12 protein-coding genes and 1 tRNA gene are annotated in these 25,371 nt (G+C 39.4%); 3 read left to right on the top strand and 10 right to left on the bottom strand.

All coding sequences use genetic code 11. The features are described 5' to 3' along the window. Position 1: 1 nt before the first annotated feature. Together HJC33_RS04550 and HJC33_RS04545 are read left to right on the top strand one after the other, a co-directional pair. On the top strand, positions 2-1,471 hold the full coding sequence (locus HJC33_RS04550; RefSeq protein WP_171657615.1) for a serine hydrolase domain-containing protein: 1,470 nt from the start codon (positions 2-4) through the stop codon (positions 1,469-1,471). Beyond that, complete coding sequence (locus HJC33_RS04545; protein ID WP_171657614.1) at positions 1,464-3,629, top strand: virginiamycin B lyase family protein; 2,166 nt, start codon at positions 1,464-1,466, stop codon at positions 3,627-3,629. The genes HJC33_RS04550 and HJC33_RS04545 overlap by 8 nt, the downstream gene beginning before the upstream one ends. Before the next feature lie 513 nt (positions 3,630-4,142). On the opposite strand, the gene HJC33_RS04540 is transcribed toward HJC33_RS04545, so the two are convergent. The 8 genes from HJC33_RS04540 to HJC33_RS04505 form a co-directional block, all read right to left on the bottom strand. Continuing rightward, on the bottom strand, positions 4,143-5,405 hold the full coding sequence (locus tag HJC33_RS04540; RefSeq protein WP_171657613.1) for a DUF5018 domain-containing protein: 1,263 nt from the start codon (positions 5,403-5,405) through the stop codon (positions 4,143-4,145). Positions 5,406-5,418: 13 nt separating this feature from the next. Further along, on the bottom strand, positions 5,419-6,816 hold the full coding sequence (locus HJC33_RS04535) for an outer membrane protein assembly factor BamB family protein (protein WP_171657612.1): 1,398 nt from the start codon (positions 6,814-6,816) through the stop codon (positions 5,419-5,421). Between the two features lie 18 nt (positions 6,817-6,834). Then, positions 6,835-7,545 carry a fibronectin type III domain-containing protein gene (locus HJC33_RS04530; RefSeq protein ID WP_171657611.1) on the bottom strand — a complete coding sequence of 237 codons (711 nt, stop codon included), beginning with the start codon at positions 7,543-7,545 and terminating at the stop codon, positions 6,835-6,837. Next, a complete protein-coding gene (locus HJC33_RS04525; RefSeq protein ID WP_171657610.1) occupies positions 7,542-11,339 on the bottom strand; it encodes a T9SS type A sorting domain-containing protein in 3,798 nt (1,265 codons plus the stop codon). The genes HJC33_RS04530 and HJC33_RS04525 overlap by 4 nt, the downstream gene beginning before the upstream one ends. A 330-nt stretch (positions 11,340-11,669) precedes the next feature. Beyond that, a complete protein-coding gene (locus HJC33_RS04520; RefSeq protein WP_171657609.1) occupies positions 11,670-12,215 on the bottom strand; it encodes a BfmA/BtgA family mobilization protein in 546 nt (181 codons plus the stop codon). A 214-nt stretch (positions 12,216-12,429) separates the two neighbouring features. Beyond that, complete coding sequence (locus HJC33_RS04515) at positions 12,430-13,689, bottom strand: site-specific integrase (protein WP_171657608.1); 1,260 nt, start codon at positions 13,687-13,689, stop codon at positions 12,430-12,432. Between the two features lie 216 nt (positions 13,690-13,905). Then, positions 13,906-13,979 (bottom strand) — tRNA-Pro (locus HJC33_RS04510). Positions 13,980-14,124: 145 nt separating this feature from the next. Continuing rightward, the gene (locus tag HJC33_RS04505; protein WP_171657607.1) at positions 14,125-22,461 is read right to left on the bottom strand and encodes a T9SS type B sorting domain-containing protein; all 8,337 of its coding nucleotides are present in this window, start codon (positions 22,459-22,461) and stop codon (positions 14,125-14,127) included. Positions 22,462-22,606: 145 nt separating this feature from the next. On the opposite strand from HJC33_RS04505, the gene HJC33_RS04500 reads away from it, so the two are divergent. Then, complete coding sequence (locus tag HJC33_RS04500; protein ID WP_171657606.1) at positions 22,607-23,725, top strand: PQQ-dependent sugar dehydrogenase; 1,119 nt, start codon at positions 22,607-22,609, stop codon at positions 23,723-23,725. Between the two features lie 14 nt (positions 23,726-23,739). Here the strand turns inward: HJC33_RS04500 and murQ are convergent, their stop codons facing one another. Together murQ and HJC33_RS04490 are read right to left on the bottom strand one after the other, a co-directional pair. Then, positions 23,740-24,555 (bottom strand): N-acetylmuramic acid 6-phosphate etherase, encoded by an 816-nt coding sequence (murQ, locus tag HJC33_RS04495; RefSeq protein ID WP_171657638.1) that lies wholly within the window; start codon positions 24,553-24,555, stop codon positions 23,740-23,742. Between the two features lie 5 nt (positions 24,556-24,560). Continuing rightward, positions 24,561-25,310, bottom strand: coding sequence for a DeoR/GlpR family DNA-binding transcription regulator (locus tag HJC33_RS04490; protein ID WP_171657605.1), 750 nt, complete (start codon positions 25,308-25,310; stop codon positions 24,561-24,563). Positions 25,311-25,371: the final 61 nt, after the last annotated feature.

The raw sequence follows: 25,371 nt of genomic DNA, 5'->3' as shown, positions 1-25,371 counted from the left end.
AATGGAAAACAATCAAAAAACGAACAGAAAATATATCATCACATCCGTATCCATACTATTCTTGTTTACAACCATTTCATGCTCCTCTCAGCAAAAATCCAATTTGGGGAACATTCTTAAAGAGGAAACACGAACAAAGCTCAACACCTATCTCGAAGAGGTCATACAACAATATGATTTGCCCGGACTTTCGGTGGGAATCGTAAAAGATGGAAAACTCGCTTATGCAAAAGCATTTGGGAATCAAAATATGGTTGAGAAAACACCTATAAAAACCAATTCGGTCTTTCATATGGCATCCATTTCCAAACTGTTTGTGGCTACGGCTATCATGCAGTTGGAAGAAAAGGGGAAGTTAAGTTTAAACGACCTCGTAGTTGAACACTTGCCTTATTTCAAATTGAACGATGAGCGCTATAAAGACATTACCATCCAACAGCTATTGAGCCATATATCTGGAATGCCCGATACTGATGATTATGGTTGGGACAATCCGAGATACGATGACAACGCATTAGAAGATTATGTGAAAAGCCTGTTCGATTTAAAACTCAATAGCAATCCCGGTGAAAAATATGCCTATAGCAACATTGCCTTTGAAGTGTTGGGCGATGTGATAGCCAAAGTTTCGGGAATGTCGTTTGAAGCCTATCAAACCCAATACATTCTGAAACCCCTCAATATGTACCATTCTACTTTTCTGAAAACTGAAGAGCTACCAAAAAAATGGGCAGCGCCGCATATGAGATTTAGCTATAACAAAACTTGGAATACCTATCCCTATAATCGAGCACACGCACCAAGTTCAACCTTGCATTCAAATATTATGGATATGGCGCAGTTTGCCTTGGCAAATCTCAACAAAGGAAATCTGAACGGTACTAAAATTTTAGAACCATCGGCTTACGATCAACTCTGGAACCATTGGGTTGATCGAGGCGATGAAAGATATAGAGGTTTAGCTTGGTCAATTCAATCTTTCGAAGGTAATACTATTTACAGCCATAGTGGAAGCGATGTGGGTTTTACAACCAATTTTGTATTAATACCAGAAGAAAATTTGGGTGTGATAGTCCTTGCGAATGTTGATAATGCTCCCGTAGGGCGAATTACAGGAAATATTTTAAGAACAATGCTCAATATCGATTTAAAGATATCAAAACCTGCCGCGTTTATTCCTGTTACCAACCTTTATGAAAAAGAAGGATTGCATGCAGCCGTAAAACTTTGGAAGGAATTAAAAACCCAACATCCAGAAACATACAATTTTGACCCCGACACCTCTTCCGCCTTGTTCTATGCCATGTTTATGGATGATACAAAAGAAACAAAAAAACTAAGTTTTTTAGTAAAAGAAATTTTTGAGAAAGACATTCACGCCATCATTATCGAGGAAGCCACCGATTATCAGAAACATTTTCCTGATAATCAATCCGCCAAAATAATTTTAGACCTATTTAAAAATGATTAACATAAAATACCTACTGCATACGGCACTTTTTTTACTCATATGCCTCATAAGTACATCCGTTATCGCCCAAAATATCAGCAAGCTACAATTGAACGAAGTAATTTCTACTGATGGGCTATGGATGGATACCGACCAAACCATTTATGCCACCGAAGGTTGGAATGGCGATAAAGTCTACAAAATCTCTCCACAAGGAGAGGTCTCCGTGTTTGCCTCGGGGCTTGAAGGACCTATTGATATTTTAAAAGGAAAAGACGGAAGTTTCTATGTTTCGGAATGGAATGCCCCACAAGTATCCAAAATTGACCAACAAGGTAACCTAAGTAAATTTGCAGATACCAAACCCGGTGCCGGCCCAATGACCATGGATGAACAGGGCAACATCTATGTAACTCATAATGTGAATGACGCCAGTGGATACATCAGTAAAATAACCCCAAAGGGAAAAGTTTCCATCCATGCCGAAGGAAAACACTTGATAAATCCAGGAGGCATTGATTTTGATGGCAAGGGCAATTTGTATGTTTCCAATTTTAACGATGCCAATATTGTAAAAATCGGTCCAGATGGTTCACAAAAAATTATTGCCACCATTCCCGGAAACCAACAATGGCGTACGGGGCATTTAAAAATCATTAATGATACCATCTATGTGACAGCATTGATGGGCCATAGAATCTATACGGTTTCCCTAGATGGCAAGATTGAAGTACTTGCCGGTACGGGCCAAGCAGGAAATGAAGTTGGCAAAGCCAAATCCATAAAATTGATTAATCCGAATGGATTGTTTTATGATAAAATGACAGAGCAGTTGTATTTTACCATTGCGTTCAATAAAGCCGGGTTCATTCAGAAAATAGATTGGAACGAAAACACCACGTTTAGAAGCGAATATTATGCGGGAATTGCCTTTCGGGAGACGCCTTATGCCGATATAAAAGGCACACGGCCATTACCTAAAGAAATAGCTGAAAAAGTAAACCATTTTCAATTTGACTACGACCAATATAACCGATTGGTTAAGGTGCAATATCTGTTAAACGGAAAACTAAAAGCCTTTAAGGATAGATTTGTTCGAGCCCCGAAAATCAACATTGAATACAATAAAAATCAGGAAATCAGAACGTTTTACAACGAATTTGGTGATAGAATGGTTGTTTCGGGCGATGTGTACAAATCCGTTTTTTCTTTAGATGAAAATGGCGACCGTACTTCTCTGAAATTTTATGATGTTAATGATAACCCCACCGAAAATGATTTTAGAATCGCTTCCTATGAATGGTCGACCAACCCGGACGGAACGGTCATTGAAAAACGATATGATATAGACCGGAATATTCAGCGTAACCGCCCCGGTTTTGGCTATTATATTACCAAATTCACCTACGACCATCGTGGACTGCTCCGCCTTATGACCAATTATGGCAAAGAGGGAGCGGAAATTACACCCGATAAAGCCGGTATTGCCCACACAAAAATTGGGTACGATGCCAATACCTTTTTTATTCAGTGGCTAAACCTTGACGAAGCGTTTAACCCCAAACGGGGCATGAGCAATATTGCCGAGATTCGATATACGCCCGCACCTTTGTACGAACACGCCACATCTATGTTCATAGATGCTGACCGAAAACCACAGACCACCAATTGGGGGGCACATTTGGTAAAATACACACATGACAATTTCGGTAATGTTACCTCTAGGAGGTTCTTTGGTATGGACAAACAGCCTACCAATGCTACCAACGGTGTGGGATGGATAAAAATGACCCGTACAACAGATGGTATGCACGAAGTTTCCCGTAGCTATTTTGATAAAGACGAAAATCCCACTCAAATAAAGGGAAGCGGGGTGCATCAGGTAAAAACCGAATTGGATGTCCAAAATCGTTCGATTCGTAAATCATTCTATAATTTGAAAAGTGAAATTGTTGTTGACCCATCTGTAGGTTATGCCACCGAACAATGGATTTACAGTACAAATGGACATTTAATAGAACGCAAGTTTTTTGATGTAAAGGGAAATCCTGCCAACCACACCACTTGGGGCGTTGCCCGAATAGTATATACCTATAAAAATGGAAAAGAGTTGGCTTCGGTCAACTATTTTGATGCTGCAGGAAAGAAAACAAGTGCAAATTGGAACCCGAGACATTAAACATATAAAAATGAAGCGAGTACTCATTACAACCCTAAGCATTTTCTTTTTACAAGCGTATGTCAGTACAAAAAAGTTAACCGAGAAAAACATTAATGTAGCGGTAAATTACAACATAAAGTGTAATAGTCTGTTCCCGATAAGAACACCCTTGATATGATTTTAGATGGTTTTAATTGATTTTAGATGATATACCTAAAAACACAAAACACTGAAAATCATAAGATTAACAGTGTTTTGATTTTACTTAAATAAGGTAAGTCGGGATGACTGGATTAAGATGGTCATCACAATATACTGTATATCAATAATTTACACTGTTTTCCTGGACTGATTCACCGAACTCTAAACTCTACTCAAAATGGTACATTCTGATGCAAAATTTATGGATGTTTTGCTAAGCTAAAATAAGAAATAACTTGGAACAAAATATACTCCTAAGCAATCCAAACTATTCTGTGGTATTATGTGAATATATCAACCAAAATTAACTTAATTCAATAGTACTCTCATTCAATCAAAAATAGCTTTTATCGTAGCACCAGCTCTTCTATTTGGCCCTAACAAAGTAATGGTCTTTTCTTCATCTACTCTACCATAATATGATGGGAATAAAAAATAACCATCCAAAGTAAGTGTCAATAGGGTTTTTTCATCGTTCACCATTAAATCATAGTTACCCGAATTGGCGATAAGGTAAAGAGAACCATTTGAGGGTATTGCAATCATTTCCGAAAGATTCTCTCCGGTTAACTCAAATACATCGCCCCTTTGATATAGAGTTTGATTTAAGGAAATAGGATTGGGTACATTCTCCGAAATTAAGTCGATAATACCTTCGGATTCAGCTATAAAATCCATTGATTCATAAACAATCTTATAATTGGGGTTTGAGGGGATATTGTTTGGTATTTTAAAACTTAGAGAATAAAAGGTTACAAATTCTTGCTCTGTTTTCTGTACATCAGAAACAGATAGGGGAAATTTATTTTCTCCATCAAATAAATAGACTCCGGAATCTACCTCATCCAAATTAAGGAATTCACCACTAACCACCATATCAGCTCCAGTATAAAGTAGCATGGGATTATTGCTAAAAATACCCACAATAGTACTAAAGCCAGTTATTCTAGGCTTGTTAACAATAATTTTATATTCAACCTCTATTCCATTCTCTGCGGTAACAGTATATTTATTTAGATTGTTAAAATCCTGCGCCACATCACTTTCAGGAAATATCCGTGCATACTCGGAAATTTCAATACTCGGAACAATATCGCTAATATCAATTGATCCAGAATTGAAGCTTATTTCTTTTAATTCGTTATCAATGTTTGCTTCTATAACTTGGTTATTTAGAGTAATCTTAAATGAAAGAATTTCATTTGCATCACTTAAAGGCCTGTTATTTACATTAACCCTGTAAACATTGGGTTCTCCATTTTCTGCTAAAACGGTATAAGCCACTTCTTCCTCAAAGTTTTGTTCAACATCAGGTGATGGTGAGATTGTTGCTTTATCAGAATATTCAATTTCAGGACGAAGCGCTTTAATATCGGCTCCCGCTGTTTCAAAGGAAATCAATCTTGTAGACTGATCAATGGTGCCAAGCTGTTCTTCCCCATTTAATATTAAATTGAATGACGTTATCAAGTTTTCGGTACTCAAGGGTTCTGAAACATACGGTTCAATTACCGTAATAACTTCAGGTTCATCTTTACCACAAGATAAAAGCACAAAAAGTATATAAAAGAAAAAAAACTGTTTTGATTTCATGATTTCATTCTTTTCAATTCCTTAAGCCATGTACAGATGGATAAATTATTGTATCTCCACTACCTATAACCAAAGTGAATGATTTCCCAATAATTTCTTCGGTATTAATCTGCCACTCCAATACACCGGTATCTGCTTTTACGGCATATAATTTTTTATTCCAATCTCCAATATAAACCACATTATCATAAACCACAGGAGAAGAAGTCGTATTGTTCTCTAAATCAAATTTCCAAATCAATTGTCCGTTTGTTGCATTTAAACAAATCAACTCTCCGCTGCCATTTTTGGAAACCCCGATATAAATTCTATCGTTTTCCACAAAAGGAGATGTTTCAAAAGAACCTGAAGGCCTATAATTCCAGTTTTGATTTCCAGTATTTATATCAAAAGAATAAAGTTCTTGATATGTCCCCACTATAATATTATCCTCAAAAACTGTGGGAGAAGGAAAGAATGAATTGAACCCTCCTATACTCCATTTTTTTTCACCTGTATTTTTGTCCACCGAATAAAAGCGTCCGATATTATCGCCATAATAAATGTTTTCATTTATTATTAGAGGATTAGTATTTATACGTGGGGCTGCACTTGTTGGATTAGGGTCTACCTGTCTACTCCAATCTGTCGTTCCGGTTACTTTGTTGATACCATATATATGGTCATTATTTCTACTACACACAAAAACCCTATTGTCATCAATAGTTAACGGGGCGTAATAATTCAAGAAACTTCGTTCCCATAATTTTTCCCCAGTAATACGATCTACGCAGTGTAAATTGGAATCCGAATCAAAGGCATAAATGTTGTTCTGGTCGGCAATTATATTTCTATATTCTTTGTTATAATTTATACTTGGTGTACTTGTGTAAACAGATTCCCCCGTCAAAATGTCCAATCCATTTATCCCATCAATACCAGAATATACTACATTTTCAAAAACAGAATGTGTTTCAATAAAAGAAGTTCGTTCTTTCCAAAGAGCCTGTTTATTAAATAAATCAAAAGCAGTGAGCATCCCATTAAATTCTGAATAGAATAGAATTTTGCTTTGAGGAGATTCAAAGTTAGAATTGGCTTCAACCGTTCCCCCGTTCTTATCTGTAGCTATTACTCTAACCGAATAACTTGTATTATACTGAAGTTGAACAGTTGCAATGGAAACCGTGTACTCGCCAATGAGAACATTATTTACATAAAGACTGTAATATATTTGGTCATTATCCGAATCCTGAACATCTTCCCAATCAATAGTTGCAATATTTCCTTCAAAAGACACATCCGTCAAACTAAAATTTCCGGGGATTGAGTTTGGTTCTGGTGGATCTTCTTGCTCAACAACCGTTATAGGATCACTATCCTTACTGCAAGAAGCAATACAAAGAATAAAGAATACATAAAAATATTTCATTGACAAATAGCTATTTTTCTAACTTTTAAAAATCCAGATGTCTCCGATACTTTCACCTCCATTGCCGTCTTTTACAATAATTTTCCAATAATAGGTTTTGTCTGGGTTTATGGAAACCTCGTAAGTTGAATCTTCACGGTTTTCTTGCACCAAATCAGGAGGTGTAGTCTCTCCAAAATAGATATCGTAAAGAAGTGAATCCTCATCAACATCGCTTGAGGCCCACTCAAGCACAACCATATTGTCCTCTACTTTAGAAAAAGCTTTTGGATTAATCAGGGTAGGACTGAAAGGTAAATAATTTACAATCCCTTCTCCCTCAGTATAAAAATTCCATGAAGAAGAATAACCACTATATTCCCCTTCGCTATCTTTTGCCCTAATTCTCCAATTGAGTTGAACCCCCTTTTCAAGAGTAAAGGTTATTTTCGTTTCTGACACCGTCGTCTTTTCTATTATATTTTCAAATGCATTGTCTTCTGCCAATTCTATTTCATAAGAAATGGCATTACCTTCTTTGTCAGTAGATGAATTCCAGCTAAATTCCAAAGGGTTGTCGGAACAGAGCAAACCATTAGTAGGGAAAATTTGATTAGGAATAGTAGGTGCTGTATTCGTTACTTCCGGAGTCGGTTCTGGCTCTTGTACAATCTCAGGCTCATCTCCTCCGCCAGATTTACTGCAAGCCTGAAACGCAAGTAAGCACAAGAAAAATATTAGCTTTTTCATTTCTTTATAATTTTGAGTGCATTTGAATTACCAGTTCCAATCCTTATGTAATATATTCCAGAGGAAAGACTTTCCATAGAAACTTTTAAGGTGCCATTTATCACCTCGAGCAGTCCTGATCTTACTAATTTCAAATCTGAATTATATATACTTACATTAATATCCGGTGGATGGCTTTCCTGCATATAAATATAGATATCGTCTGTAGTTGGGTTTGGTGCAAAACTCATTCCCTCCGTTATTTCAATTTTTCTTTCGAAAACTCCTTCACAAGGAAACTTAGACATTACCTGTACTAAATCACCGTGTTTAACTTCAACAGAAAATGAGGACGACATGGTGGTTAGCTGTTGACTTCCATTAACAGAGACTGTATAAGGGGCGGTACCAGAAAACATTTCTATGTTTTCCATTAACTTTTGATTTGAAATGGAGGAGCTTGATTTTCCCGTTACTTCTGAGGGTTCAGCTATTTCAAAGCTGAAGCATTTGATATAATCAGGCTTATCTGCAATTGTAAAACAAAGTTCATACTTTCCTGCATGTAAATTCTGAATTGTTAATTCCGTGGCGAAGTTATAATCATCATTGTTAATGCGTGCTGTATAATCATGATTCTCATTGGCAGTGATCAATAATTGTCCATTGTTTTTATCTACACAAGTTACCCCTATAGTTTCAATGCTAAAATTATTTGCGGGCAACTCGAAGATAACTGGACATCCATCTGAGTCAACAGTGTATATAGGTAGTGTTTCAGGACACAAATCCCTGTCGTTCATCACTCCATCTTGGTCATCATCCAACTGACTTTGCCCACAACCATTTTCATTCACGGATTCACCCATTGGAGTTTGAGGGCATAAATCAAGTGAATCCACAATGCCATCTCCATCTGTATCAAGTAAGTCAGATTCTGAACATCCATTTGCATCGACAACCTCATTGGGTAGAGTTTTTGGACATTGATCCATGTCATTGGTTACGCCATCGTTATCATCATCCAATTGACTTTGTGCACAGCCCACATCATTAATTTCCTCACCCACTAGAGTATCAGGACATTCATCAAATAAATCAATAACTCCGTCACCATCACTATCCGTCAAATCATTATCTGCAACAAAATTTTTAGATGAAGTAACATATATTTCACTACCGCTCAATGAAGTGTTGGCACTAAAAAACAGTTTGTTACCAGCTGCAGTTGGGTAATTGATTGAAGATGGGGAAGATTGGCTATTTACAACATTAATGTCAAAACCATAAACTTCATCTGGTTTGCCAGTCGTTAGCCAAATTGGTTCAGGCTTGGCGTATTGTTTGAAAACCAAATTTCCATTAAAGCACTCCAACTCACCTATAGAGTTGAAGACCCCTTCTTGTTCCGATATTATTGGAATAGTACCCTCAACAGTACCGTTTGTTCTCCAAAGTTCTTTATCCGATGAAAGCCCCGGTTGCAGAGTAAAATAGATATAATCTCCACAGGTAATGTTTCTGCTAATCTCTAGATTATTAAAAGGATGTTCGCTGCGAAAAAACAGAACCGTTGTTCCCTCGTCCGTTCCATCCGTCTTACACAGACCCCATACCCCATTGCTCTGACCGTAATAATATACATATCCATTTAGAACTGATACATAAGCACTATTATAAAATTCCAATGAGGTATTTAATTGTGTGAAGCTCTCTGTAATTGTATCGTAAACCCAAACATAAAAGTGGTCGTCTTCTTCATACAAATCGTTCCTACTATTAGCCACCAGTATTTTGTCTCCAAGTACCTCAATCATGACAGTACCTCCAATGTCTGCAATTTTAGAAGTGCCTTGTGGAGTATTATCAGTTTTATAAAGAGCAGTCTTCCAACTTCCATTTCCAAAAGAATAAACGGCACTGAAATAAATAAATCCATCCTTTTCCACCCAATATCCCGGATAACTTGGATTGCCGCCAAGAGTAAAAGTACCAGGATGAATATTTTTAATCATGTAGGTGCCTGCTTCGGTACCATCACTCGTCCAAGGCTCAAACCCGTTTATACCATCGTCAGCCATGAAATAAAACCTTTCATTTATAACGGTAAATTTAGACCCCAAGTTCATGCTATTGCCTCTACCAGGATTTATATCCTTTATCATTTTCGTTCCCTCTTGCGTTCCATCACTAATCCATAATTCATAACCATGAATACCATCATTGGCACTAACCACCAGCTTGCCGTTAAAATCTATAAATTCAGAGTCTTCATCAATACTTTGCCCATCTAAATTGATATCTAAATATTTAGTTCCATCAATAGTTCCATCACTAGTACATAAACCATAATAACCATATTGATTTCCTCTAAAAAAGAGTCGGTCACCAACGGCTGTCAACAATGAAGGTATAACTCCATAGGAACTATTAAAATCATAAAAAAGAGAAGTTCCTTCATCGGATCCATCGGAAATCCAAAGCTCAATTCCATTACGCTCTGTTTCTCCAGCAAAAAAAACTCTATCATTCAGAACAGTGATATCATTTTCATGAGAACTGATATTTGTGCCCGTAGCCTTTTGTGAAACTACTTGAGTACCTTGAACTGTGCCATCACTTTTCCATAGAATTTTCTTGTAACCTGAATCATTATCACCAAAAAAGAAAATAGACTCGCCCAATTCGTCAAAAGTTAAATTACTCACCGAAGTGTCTCTTAGGAAATTCGTACCCGAAATAGTTCCGTCACTAACCCAAAGGCCACTGTTTTGAGCGTTATCGGTTGCATAGAAAAAAGCCTTTGAATCAGAAAAAATTAATTGTGTAGAATAACCAAACGAAGAGTATTGTCCTTCCGCTATGTCATAAAAAATTGTGGTTCCTTCCGCTGTTCCGTCTGTTTGCCAAAGTTCAGTACCATGAACCCCATCATTGGCTAAAAACAATAGTTTCCCATTCAAGATACCTCCTTGTATAAAACTTCCACCAGAATTATATAAAGAGCCTTCATTTATATCTTTAACTAAGATTGTTCCATCAGATGTACCGTCAGACTTCCATAGTTCATTCCCAACCACTCCATTGTTTGCGAAAAAGTAAAAATTGTCATTGTAGATTTTGTAGCCAGAACTTGAGGCCATAGAACTTTGATCTCCTACGTTTATATCTTTGAACATAATAGTGCCATCTGTTGTGCCATCAGACACCCACAGTTCTAAACCGGATTCTTCGGTAGAAGCTTTGAAAAAAATACGTTCATTGAAAAGAAGAAAATCTGAAGGTGAACTATGGTTTTCTCCTTCATTAATATCTTTTAACATACGTGTTCCCTCAATCGTTCCATCACTTATCCATAACTCTTTTCCGTAAGTTTCATCAAAAAGGCTAAACAAAACCTTGTTGCCGAAAACTATTGCATCTCTAATTGAACCATCTTGACTGAAAGACAAATTTCTATCCGTTAGCTGGATAGTCCCTTCTTCAGTACCATCGCTTACCCACAATTCATCTGTTCGATAATCTTTTTCCGCAACGAAAAAAACACCATTTTCTTGAGGTAATATTAAGCTTATATCTCCTGAGTTTGTTGATTTAGAAAAAAACTGTGTCCCTTCCAAGGTTCCATCTGTATACCATAATTCTGAATCATCAGCAGTAAAGTAAAACCCGTTTCCCGCTCGTGTGAACCTCTCAGGATAACCATCATTTGAGAATTTTAATTCCAGCAACTCAGTGTCTATTGTTTGTCCTACAACTATGCTAAATGAGAAAAAGAGAAGAAGTAAAAAGATGGAGAGTAATTTGTCTGTCATCACGTTTGGTTGGTATTTAATTCAATCCCCTCGGGATATTTCTGACAATAGTAATTTTTTTTTTTTTAAAGCCAAACTATTTTGGATATCTGGCAAACAAATAACCGTATAATTCATACATTCCTTAAAACATTTTATCCCATACTACAATGCCTACCCTAATTGAATTAAGAACACAAGTTTTCAACTGCCTGTCAGTTTTTTTCGAAAGTGCTCTATTGTCTCAATAGATGAGCGAGCAAAACAATGTTTTGCGCTGCAAGCGTCCCAAACCTTGCCAAACTAATACTACTGAGTGAGGTAGGAAGCTCAAAACAATTCAGGAATCATCTATAAGTTTTGAAGGGTACGTTTATAATTTTCCAATTCACCTTCCGTGATCTCCAGTTTCAGATAGGGTTTTCCGAATGAAGGTTTTATTAAAGTGATGTGGTCCATCACATATTGGCTTTCCCTTTTGAGCATCCCCATTTTGTCCATCAACCGTTCATAGCGAATCCTGGGGACAATAATCTCAATTTCGGGTTCTCCTTTCATTGGTTTTGGTTCAACACAAACCGGTTCATCTTTGATTTTTTGTTCGAGCAGAGCATGCAGGATAGCGTTGGTCGGTTTGGTCTGCGTGATCTCTATGTCCCGAATGATGGCTATGGCGGCCTCCATTCGTTTGCGGTTCTTTTGTATTTCATCCAGTATTCCCTTTGTTGACCTATCAGATGGGTCAATGCCATGCCTTTGGAAAAAGTCCATCATCTTTTGTAGTGTCTCTGAATGGGATGGTGCCACCCGTTTGGAGAAGGCTCGGAACCTTTTGGCCACACTTGTCTTGAGGTTGATGGTACTGTAACTATACCGATATTTGCCCTTTACTATCATTTTACATCAAACTTTTTCAGTGTTTATTGAGGTTTCGGGAGAGTTTGGCGCAAACTCTTCAATCCCCATTATTCTTTGGTTTATCTCCCATCCCTTTGTTTATGGTACTTTGCGGAGCAAAAATGGTTTTGTAGCACCGGCTTGCCGTGCTACCCTCTTGCTTTTCCGAATTTGACAGCTCCGCTATCAAATCCAGAAAACATGGAATGCCATTTTACCTTTCCAAATAACTTTTGTTTTCCACAGTGTTCCTGGCCTCCATTTTTGCAATAAGATGTCGCATATCCTCCCCTACCTTTTGTTCCAACACCCTTGCATAGATCTGGGTGGTGGTCAGTTTGGTATGCCCCAGCATCTTGGAGACCGTCTCTATTGGGACACCGTTTGACAATGTTACTGTGGTCGCGAAAGTGTGCCTTGCCGTATGGAAGGTGATATGTTTATGGATGCCACAGGCCTTGGCAATCACTTTGAGATAGCTGTTCATCTTTTGGTTGCTGAACACAGGGAGCAGTTTGCCCAAAATGTCCCTTTGGGATTCTTCACTGTATTTTTCAAGTATTTCCCTTGCCTTGGGCAACAATGGTATTTTCACAGCTTCATTGGTCTTTTCCCTTTTGGTGTGTATCCAATGGTTGCCATCTATTCCCAAAACCAGTTGATGGGTTCTGAGTTCCTTCACATCTATATAGGAAAGGCCCGTATAACAGGAGAACAGAAACACATCCTTCACCTTTTCATAGCCCGGGCCGCTGAAAGTGGTCTCCTCGATAAGTTTCAGTTCCCTTTCGGTGAGATAGCTCCGTTCAGTTTTATGGAAGTTGAGCTTGTAGTTCCGAAAGGGATCTTTTTCCAGCCATTCAAGTTTCACGGCAAGGTTCACCATTTTCATGAGGCGTTCCAAATGCTTCATGGTCCCGTTGTTGGAACAGGTCTTCCTTGCCTTTTTTGGTTTATATGTCCTAAGATACTGTTCAAAGTCGGTGATGAACCGATAGCTTAGTTGCTTCAAATGGATATCGGGGAGCCTCAGCCTTTCCTCCAAAAAACTGTGCAGATATTTCTTTGTGGAATGATAGTTCTTCATGGTGCCGGGCCGAAGGACAGTGGTCTGGGTGGTATTATGGTACTCGATGAGTTCCTTTAGGGTCTTGTGATGGTCGTCCTGCCCAAGGAACCGGGCCTTGATGGCCTGTGCCGTAATCACCTTGCCCTCGCCCAACAATTGCTTGTGCGCATCCATGATCTGTACATAGACCTCATCCAGATAGCTATTCAACAATCTTGCCTTTTGCGAGAACCCAATGACCCTGCCCCGGATTTCGTCCCATTCGTTCACCGCAACATTGCGTTTAAGGCTTATCTCAGCCCGTTTTCCGTTGACGGTGATACGGGCATAAATGGTCAATTTCTCTGGATTGTTGGAGGTGTCCCTCGTGAAGATGAGAACCTTTAATGTGTTGGAGTTACGCATAATACAGAATTTTCGGATTTGACAATACAGGTCTGCAAAACACCCATAAACAGCGTCAAACGCTATCCAAATTATGCACAAGGAACGTACCAATTCATTCACCGAACTCTACACCTTTTATATGATTTTAGATGATATCAGATGAATACAATAAAAATGAAAAGCACTGTCAATCAGTCAGTTGACAGTGCTTTATACCCACTGAAAAGTGGTTCGTCGGGATGACTGGATTCGAACCAGCGACCACACGCACCCCATGCGTGTACGCTACCAGACTGCGCCACATCCCGAAAAGGGATTGCAAAAATATAAATTTTGGTGATACTTTAAATCGAATTTTGAGCAAATTCTATGGAATATATCAAGCTTGGTTCCACCCAGTACAAGATTGAAATTTAAATCAACTTTTATCTACCCAATTAACATCCTTGTTTCTTATCGGTATAGCGTAAAATGACCTACATACTGCTGCTTTTCACGGTCGTTTGCATACACAACATACCAATAATCACCTGTTGGAAGTGGATGTCCTTCATACGTTCCATCCCATTTTTTAACTTGGTCCAATCTGGCTACTACCCTACCATACCTATCGTAAATAATCACGTCTATGTTCGGGAACAATTCACGATTTCTTGGATACCAATTATCATTTAGCCCATCACCATCTGGTGTGAAAAACGGAGGAATGTCTGGCATTCCATCAAAATCAAACGGCATTACCAAATTGGCCACACAACCATTTTGATCTCGAACCATAATATTCACATTAGCATCCACATTAATATTGAATGTATTGATTTCTCCATAAGACTCCCCTTGGAAGAAAAACTCATACCCTCCAAAACCTCCTGTTGCAACGGCTGTAATTTCATCGGGACCAGTTTTTTGAGCTTCCAGAGTCAACGGCTCATAAGCATCTATTTCAAATTCCACGAAGGTGACACAGCCATTTTCATGATAAATATAAACGGTATGTTCTCCTGGCGGAAGGTCACCAAAGGTACGCTGCTCCGTGGCTAGTTGAACATCATCCACATCTAATGAGAATAGTAAACTAGGAAGCAACGAATTATCTGAAATTGAAACAGTTGCTGTACTATTAGGAAAAATTCCATCACAACCATATTCCACTATGGGCTCAGCTATCAATTCAATGCCCAGCCCTATTTCTGCCACAACATTGGTCTGACATCCATTGGCATCCCTTACAAAAATCACATAGGTTTCACCTCCCAACAAATTATCAAAGAATAGAGAATCGTTTTGAACAAAATCAGCATCTTCAGCGGAGTTAACACTAGTAAAATAAGGAGCTGTTCCCCCACTTACTTGTAAGGTCAACGTACCATCGCCATCTCCCATACAAGTTTCAGGAGTCGTATTCGCTATCCCTGCAACCAATTCCATAGGCGAAGTTATTTCAACGGTTCTGGTTATGGTACATCCTAAATCATCCTGAATAATGATATCATAAGACCTTGGTGCCAAGTCCGTGAAGGTTTTCCTATTTGGATTTAGAGGGTCATCACCTTCAAAAAATTCACTTAAAGTATCAGAAATGGAATATCTAATGGCTCCTGTTCCTCCACTGGCTTCTATAATAATCTGTCCGTTGGTATCTCCTGCACATGCTACGGGCACAGCTTCTAGATACTCCAATACCAAAGGTGGTTTTGGGTCGATTACTATGGGGTCTGAAATAGCTTCGCAACCACCACTTTGTGCATATACATAATAAGTACCTGGATCAAGTTCCCTGAAAATTCCGGAATCCTGAGCTGGCCTAACAGTATTGCCCGATGTAGGATTTGGTGGTATATTGGAATTCAATAGAGTATATCGATAACTCCCTATTCCTCCAAAGGCTTCTGATCGGATAATACCCGTTGCTTCCCCTGCACAATTGATAGTTGCATTGGTTAAATCCAGAGCAATCACCAAAGGTGCTGCAGGATCTAACGAAATTTGGTTTGAACGTTCAAATGGACATCCATTGGAATTCTGAACATCGTATTGAAATGGTCCGGGATCCATCGTGATATCCGCAGTAATCTCAATGCTTGTCATTCCTGTTCCAAATGGGGTAAATGGGTCTGAAGTACCTGATCTACGGTAGAAATAATCTACACCTGATTCGGGATTTGTCACAGTCAATTCCATTCTCCCCAAATCTCCACAACCGGGTGGTTGAAGTTCCACCAATTCCGTAATCACAATTTCCGGATCCTGAACAGTAATGGGCATAGTGGTAAAACTACAGTTCCAACCATCAAAAATGGTGATAGTATATTCCCCAGCCGATAAATTGGCAAATGTTGTGGTAGTTTGTAACCCACTATTGGTACCATCTGTAATCCTATTTAATTGGAATAAATAATTTCCTGTTCCCTGACCTCCAGCAACATTGAACACCTCTATAATCCCATCATTGTCATTGTTACATCGGAGGGGTTGTACTACTTGAATGTCGGCAGTGATTGGTACTGGTAATGGTAAATTAATAATAGTGGTAGCCTCACAGCCCAGTAAGTCTCTTACATTGACCGTATAATCCCCCGTTGAAAGATTTTGGAACACAGGGTTTGTATTTGGATAGTCCACTAAAATGGTCACTCCATCCGGAGCGATCAATTGATATTCGTAAGTACCCCATCCTCCATCTCCTGAAGCGGTAATTTCTCCTAAACCTGGCACATTACAGGTAACAGGCGAAGTTTCCAGTGCATTGACCGTAAGTGGTCGGTCGGGAGAACGTACCGTAGCTACATTACTGACCACATCACAGAATGGGGAGTCCATTGCCTCAATATGAACCACCAAATTTCCAGCTGGCAATCCTGTTATAATTTCAGGAGTGTTTATCGGTGCATTAGTATCAAAACTTCCAGTAACCCCCGTTGAAGTTTCTGCTCCAACATTGTCTCGAGAGAAAACTTCATAATTATAAACACCGCTATAATTATTAACTTCTATACTAATTTCACCATCATTACCATTAAAGCAAGTAACCGGTTGAACTTCTGCAATCAGTGCTTCTATAGTATTGTATTCTGGCATGTTGATGGTTGAAGTGAAATATGTACATCCTCCACTGCCAATATCTGTAACTGCAAAAATGTAATCTCCTGGTGTAGCAATATCCCAAGTTACCCTATCTGTTCCTGATGAGCTTCTTGCCGGCTCTGAGCCTAGAGGCAAAATTTCCACTTCATAATTGCCTGGGCCTTCATTGACCACAATTTCAATATAACCTGGGCTAACTCCTGTTCCGGATGCATCGCAGGTAATCTGTCCAACGTTATAACTGAAAGTAATGTCCGTAGGTGTATTGATAGTTACCGTTGCTGTATCCTCACAGCCATTTTGGTCCCTTGCCGTTAAAATAATGGTTTGGTTTGTACCATTGTCAATTACCTCAAACGTATTGCTGGTTTGGAAATTGGTACCATCAAATTGAGCAGTGCCATCATTCATACTATAGGTATAGGGTCCTGTTCCCGTTGCAGTACCCGAACCATCACCATTGGTATCGGTAAAAATGGTTATGGTTGCCGTACTGAACTGATTACTTGATGGATTACAGCTAAATATTGTATTGATAGCGTTTACTTGCAACGAAGTGGGTTCACTGATGAAAATATCGCCTGAACGGTCCGTACATCCTCTATCTGAAACCACCTCAACCTGATAGGTGTTTGGAGCAAGTCCATCAAAAATAGGTAACGCCTGCGGTCCTGTAACAATAGTGGTACTGGAACCATCATATAATATATAACTCAATGGCGTATCCGTTCCACTTCCAGGCTGTAGTTCTACAGCAATTGTTCCGTTGTTGGCTCCATTGCAACTTATAGGGGTGCTTGGAGTTGCTGTGATTACCGGAGTGTTAACGGTGGATACATTTACAATGGCTTCATCTGAACATAATGGTGCCGTATTGGAACTCAAATCTGTCACTAAAATGTTGTAATCCCCTGGCAAAACACTATTGAACACATTTGAACTTTGTGCAGGACCTATATTGGCCAAGGTACCCGCATCCCGAAGTTGGTATTCAAAATTACCGCTACCTCCTGTGGTATTAACGGTTATTACACCATCTCCTGTATTACAGGTTGGGAATGAGGTTGCATCGGCAGAAATGGCAAAGAAATCAAATACATCTGCCGTTACCGTATTAGTACATCCGTTACCATCCCTAACTGTAATTACGTAACTACCGGGATTAGGAACAATAAAGTTGGTACCTGTTTGAAATCCACTTCCTATATCATAAAGGAAGGTTTCCTCTGGAAGTCCAGAACCTGTAGTCAACGGCGATAAGACATCAATTTGATAGCCACTTGTTGCGGTACACTGGTTGACCACATCAATCGTAGGATTGGGCACTCCGGCTTCCTGGGTGACTGTAAGCGTCGTTAAAGCTGTACAACCATTGGCATCCTCTACATAGAAATCATAATCAGATGGATATGGTCCAGGGATTTCAAACGTTGTTGCCGCGGCAAAAACTGTTGGGGCAGCCGCACCGTTGGGAACGTAAGCATAATTGTACGGTCCGGTTCCGCCAAAACCTCTAACCGTAACCAAAGCTCCAGCATTACAGGTGGCCTCCACGAAATTGTCAATAGTTATGGAAGGAGAATTGAACCCTATAAACACCAGAGTACTCGAACTACAACCAGTATCATCGTCAGTAACGGTGATTTGGTAATTTGCTGGTGCCAATCCTGTAAAGCTATCATTGAATGGAATAGGTTCGTTCGTATAAGGTGTAGGCCCTGAAATCGTCGCTCCAGTATCTGTATTTTGAAGTGTTACTGTAAAGTTTGCAGGGTTTGCAGGCAATCCTGAAACCTCATAGTCAATAGCTCCGCTTCCCGAAACATTACAAGAGGCTGTTGTAGTAGTAGCGGTTACCGTTATTGGGCTTGGAGGTACTATTGGATCAATTTCTTCAATATAAATACATCCTAAAGCATCTCTAACTTCTACAAAATAAGTTACTCCAAAAGTCACAACAGCTGAAAAATCATGGATATCAACTCCATTTACATTTGCTGGCACAAATGTTGGGTCGCCCACTAATCGGAACTCATAGGGTGCGGTTCCTCCAGTGGCTTGAACACGATAGGAAATAAAAGGATCTGTACACAATACAGGTGGTGTATCCAACGGAATCAAATCTAGCGTATTCTGATCTAAAACCACATCATCTCTATCCTCACAACCTTGGGCATCTGTAGTAACAATGGTGTAGTTGCCTACGGGAAGATTTGGGAAATTTACCGTGGTACTTCCCGTTCCTATTGATGAGGCAACCAAATTGCCCGCACTATCCAACAGTACATAATCAAAAGGGGCAACACCATTATTAATGGTAGTGGAAATGGAACCATTTACAGATCCTGCTGAACAAACAGCATCGACCGGGGTCACAGTAGCATCTAAAGGTACACTGGCACCAATAGTAACACTGTAAGCTGGACTCACACAACCACGGCTGTCTCTTACAATAAAACCGCCATGGGTTCCCGGACCATATCCAGAGAATATATTTTGCGTACTAAATGTAGCCCCATTATCATTACTGAATTCATACGGTGGAACACCTTGTGCAGTATCCGGAATCAATTCCACAATACCACTTGTATTGTCCCCACATTGGGTGTCCGTTCCTACTACTGAGCCGGCAATTGTTTCTGGCGGAGATATGGTAATGAGATTCGTTCCATTGGTACATCCCCTGCTGTCGGTAATCAAAAATTGATAGGTAGTGTCCGAAGTAATAGAACCATCATTGGGAATGCTGTAAACAAATGAGTTTCCAGTGATGTTGTTATTATCCGAAGTATAAGGAGCTCCATTAATACTTACCTCATAAATATCATAGTCCCCACTTGAAGTATAGCCATTACTTATAGTTACCTGAATCTGTCCAGGAGGCCCGGCACAATCCAATTCTTGAATGGTTGTCGCCGTAGCGATGACCTGTGGTTCAATAGTGGCTGTAACTGTATCTCTACAATCATTGGCATCAACAACTTCTATGGTATAGGTTCCTGGAGTGAGCCCTGAGAAACTGTTGCTCACACCTAATGTTCCTCCGTTAATTCTATATTGATATGGCGCAGCGCCTAAAGTAGCATTGACCACCAAGGTGGCAGCGGTAAAATTATCATAGCAAAAATCTGAAGCACCATTATCTAGCGTAAGTACCGGAGCATCTATACTTGTTAAAGTAAAACTATCCGTAACTGTACATCCATTGGCATCTGTAACACTTACCTGATAAAGACCATCTTGCGATAAATTAGAAAACACACTACTGTTCTGTGGGCCTCTAGTGGATGCATCAGGTTGAGTTAGTGTATAGCGATTTCCTCCCCATCCACCTAAAGTATTGACCCGTACTGCTCCAATATTTCCATTTTGACAACTCATGGCAGTAACGTCCAAACCGGAAATGGCAAAGGCCGTTGATGGCTCTTCAATTACTAAAGTAGCTGTATCTGTACAGTTGGTTTCTTCATCGGTGACAGAAATCACATAACTTCCGGCAGCCAATCCAGTTAGTGGAATTGTACTACTGTTCTGACCGGTAAATACTGTTCCGCCATCAATACTATAACTATAGGTAGTATTGAATCCATCCACTAAGTAGCGTCCCTCTCCATCTGTATCGCCAACACAGGTTACTACTCGTGTTTGTTGGGCTTGAACACCAATAGAACTAATATCTGTAATAGCATAATTCTCATCATAAGAACAACCTTCGCTATCAGTAACTCTAAATGTATATGTTCCCAATCCCAATCCACTAAAAGTGTCATTGACACCATTGTTCACTACACTTGCTGCTGGTGCTATGATTTCATAGGCATATGGCCCTGTTCCCCCGGTCACTGTCAATTCAACGGAAGCGGTAGTGGTAATACAATCCAGACTAGAAATTGCAAAATCAAGGTCCGTTGGCCTATCCAAAGCATTAAAAATAACATCTGGTAAGGCTTGTACACATCCATTGGCGTCTCTAACCAAAGGTGTGTATGTTCCAACCCCCAAATTGGTGAAAACAGTATTTGTACCGAAACCAGCTCCAATACTATATTCATAAGGTGCGGTTCCTCCAGAAACTCCAGAAATTGTAATCTGCCCACCATTTTCATTGATACAAGTAGGAACTGAATCTGGAGTTGCCGTTGCACTTATTGTTGATGGAGTTCCTATGGTAGCCGTTTGAGGTGTTGTGGTACAGGTAAAGGAATCTTGTTCATATTGGAGCACTATATCATAAGTACCAGGCGCCAAATTAGAGAATACATTACTTACTTGATAGGTAGCCCCGTTATCAATGCTGAATTCTATTTCATATCCGAAACCATTGGTCACGTTCACCGTAACTCGACCATCGTTGGCTCCTCCACAGTTAGCATCCTCCTCCGTGATGTTAAAAATTGGTGGGGGAATATCCTGAACATCAACTTGGGCACTCCTTTCACAACCATTATCGTCTTGAACCAAAATAGTGTAAGTAGCAGCAGCAGTTACCCCAAAAGATGCAATCCCTGTAGTTGTTAGACCAACGTATGTTGAAGTAAACGAGCCTCCATCGACACTAAAACGATATGGAGCAGTACCGCCAGAAATATTCAAATTTACGTCTACAGAAGCTGCACCACATCCAAAACTATCAGAAGCAGTAGCCGAAACATCCAACGGACTAATACCATTACCTATTTCAATAGTATCTCCGTTAATATCCGTAGTTATGGTTCTAGAACAATGATTGGTATCTACCCGAATACTATAAGTTCCTGGGCTTACATTAGCAAAAGTGTAAGTATCCGAAGCATTAGGCCCAAAGGTGTCTACCGTAATTCCATTTTTTATCAATCTATAGGTGTAAAAACCAGGCACACCGGAAACTTGCACATCAATACTTCCCAAGTCGCCACTACAAAGAATATCATTGGCAGTAACATCTACATTGATATCCAAGTCGTCAATGGTCAAAATATTCGATGGAAAGACACAAGCACTTGCCGAAACATTTTTCAATCGTACATAAACCCTATAGTCACCCGGAGCGGTAATATCAAAAAATGGGTCATCTTGATAAGGACCCGCAGGACTGTTCAAGCTGTACTCATATCCAGCTGGCACATTAGTCACCTCTACTCTACCTGGATTTCCGCAGATAATATCTTCTTTGATCAATTGCGGATCTAATGGATTGAGTGTGGATTTAAAATAGAAAAACTGACCTGAGCCTACCCTTACTCTAAATTCACCTGCAGTTGATAAATCAAAAGTTGCCCCTGTTCCTACGGTATTCCAAGTACAAGACCCATTGATAGTGGGGCAATCATCCACCACAGTTGGTGCACAGGTATTGGTATCCAACTGCTGCCATTCATAGCTGGCTCCAGATTGACCAAGGGAAATAGTTCTAATATCACTTGTTCCACACAAAAAGAACTTTGCCAAAGTACTTCCATCATTGGGGCAAACAACTTCCTCATCTGCACCTTGAATGATGGTCATAAACATCATACTGGAGGGTGCTGCAGTAAACTCAGATTCTTTTGCTGAATCTGCAGCTTTTACAACAATGGGATTATCTTCAATATGTGAATCAGAAACATAGGAAACAATCTTGGTTAGTACTCGATTGACCTCTGTTTTTGCTAATACCGTGGAACAAAATATTGATATGAACACCAACAACACGGCATATAGCAAATGCCTTGTTTTTTTTGGTAGCATAGGTTAAGTTTCGTTTTGTAAGAATACTCAGATTTGGGGACCTTAATATTCTAGATAGTAATTGTCTAAACTTATAATTTCTCGTTATCTTTCAATCCATTGGATTGCAGTTTATCTATAAAATCTATAATTTCAACGTTAAATTATGAAAAATAGTGCTCTTCTTCCTTATTTTTTCGTTGTAATGCTAACTACATCCTGTGCCCAAAAGTCAGATTCGGGCATAAAAACTCCCAAAAGCATTGATTTTACTGAGAAACTGATCATTGAAGGGATTCATAACCCATGGGGAATGACCTTTTTACCTAACGGAGGTATTTTATTTACAGAAAAAGAAGGTGAAATCTTACTTTTTTATAATGGTAAGCTCTCAGATGTAGAAAATACTCCAGATGTTTATGTTCGTGGACAGGGAGGTCTAATGGATATCGAACTCCATCCAAATTATAATGAAAATGGTTGGATTTATCTTTCGTTTGCTTCTCCTAAAGGAGATGGAAAAGGAGGAAACACTGCAATTATGCGTGCTCGATTATCCAATGGCAAACTCGTAGACAAACAACTCCTCTATAAAGGTGAACCCAATACCACCAAAGGACAACATTTTGGGTCACGAATAGAGTTTGATGATGAAGGCTATCTTTATTTTTCAATCGGAGACCGAGGGAATAGAGATGTCAATCCACAAAACATCACACGGGATGGTGGCAAAATATATCGCATACATGATGATGGTAGAATTCCAACCGACAATCCCTTTGCAGACAAATCCAATAGTAAAAAAGCCGTCTTCAGTTACGGACATAGAAATCCTCAGGGATTGACCAAACATCCAGAAACCGGTCAAATCTGGGAGCACGAGCATGGACCAAGAGGCGGGGATGAAATCAACATCATCCAAAAAGGAAAAAACTATGGATGGCCATTAATAACTTATGGTATCAATTACAGTGGCACCAAGATTACAGATGACACCTCTAAACCAGGTATGGAACAGCCTATTTACCAATGGACACCCTCAATTGCACCTAGCGGAATGACTTTTGTAAGTTCTGATAAGTATCCCAAGTGGAAAGGAAATTTGCTCGTGGGCTCTCTGGCATTTCAATATTTGGAGCGATTGGTTATCCAAAACAACAAAGTCATCTATCGTGAAAAATTATTGGATGGCATTGGTAGGGTACGCAATGTAAGACAAGCTCCAGATGGTTACATTTACGTGGGGGTTGAAGGCAAGGGTATTTACCGCTTGGTTCCGAATTAAATTCCTTGGTTCACCTATTTTAGGGCATCAATGGCGTGTTTTACAGAACCATACTTCTTCAATGCCTTTTCAGCTTCAGCATAGTCAAGTCCCAATTCTTCTACCAAATATCGGGTACCTCTATCTACTAGTTTGGTGTTGCTCAACTGCATGTTCACCATTTTGTTTCCTTTTACCCGGCCAATGCGTATCATTAAAGCTGTGGAAATCATGTTCAACGCCAGTTTTTGACTAGTTCCACTTTTCATACGTGTACTGCCTGTAACAAATTCTGGCCCAACTATGATTTCAATGGGAATATCCGCATTCCTTGCCAAGGGCGACCCCGGGTTATTGGTAATTCCCGCTGTTAAAACCCCGTGTTTTTTAGCATCCTCAATACCTCCCAGAACATATGGCGTAGTTCCAGATGCCGCAATACCCACCAAAACATCATTGGCGTTGATGTTGTATTCCAATAAATCCTTCCATGCTTGTTGCGTATCATCCTCTGCAAATTCAACTGCTTTTCTGATGGCATTGTCCCCACCAGCAATCAACCCTATGACCCTTTCGTGTGGCATCCCATAGGTAGGAGGAATTTCCGAAGCATCCAGAATGCCAAGTCGACCACTGGTTCCAGCGCCAATATAAAATAATCGTCCCCCATCCATAAATCTTTGGACAGTAGAATCCACAAGCTCGGTAATTTGCGGAATAACTTGGGCAACTGCTTCAGCTATTTTTTGATCTTCATTATTGATGCTTTCCAAGATGGTGCTTGTATCCATCTGCTCCAAATTTTCATAATTCGAAGGCTTTTCAGTAATTTTTTTATAATCCTTTTGCATTTGCATTATAAAAGATGTATCTCTTGGTTTCTAAAAAGGTTGAGGAGGTTGCTACTGGGGTCTAACTCTGTAATCAATGTATTTATTGCGTTAATATCGCATGTTTTAAAACGATGTTGGGAATTCAGCTTTTCGGAAATACATAAAAGAACCGTTTTTTTGGATGCTTTTATAACCGCCTTTTTTACCTGAACTATATCCCAATCAAATTCTGTCAATCCATAAATGGAGTCCACATAGCCAGTTCCAATAAAACCATAATCCACCTTGATTTCACCAAGTTGGTTGATGGTTCCTGCTCCTACAGCAATTTGCGAATCCTGAGAAATTTCACCACCCACAAAAACAACTTTAATATTAGGTTTCAACAAAAGCTCCAAGGCCACTGGCAAACTTAAGGTGAAACACGTTAAGCTTAGGTTTTCAGGAATCTGCGAGGCCAATTCCAGACACGTAGTTCCCCCATCAATAAAGATCACATCGCCCTCTTTCAACATCCCAACAGCTTTTGATGCAATAGTCTTTTTCTTATCAAGTGCATAGATATTGGTATTCCTTACTGTAGAATTGGTAAATCCCAAAGAAATAGCTCCACCATGCACTTTTCTTAACTTGTTCTCGCTATCCAATTCCTTGACATCCCTCCGCACCGTATCAATGGAAACGTCCAACATTTCTGCAATATCAGTCAATAAAACCTTGTTATGAAGGGCCACTTCATTTAGGATAATATGCTGTCTTTCCTCTTTTAGCATTAAAGAATGTGGTAATTGAAATCAGCAGCAAATATATAAAAATATTCAGCATGCCATTTTA

Source organism: Flagellimonas amphidinii (assembly GCF_013090115.1).
Lineage (GTDB): Bacteria > Bacteroidota > Bacteroidia > Flavobacteriales > Flavobacteriaceae > Flagellimonas > Flagellimonas amphidinii.
Note: the sequence above shows the minus strand (reverse complement) of the source record. Positions and strands in the feature narration are given on the sequence as shown.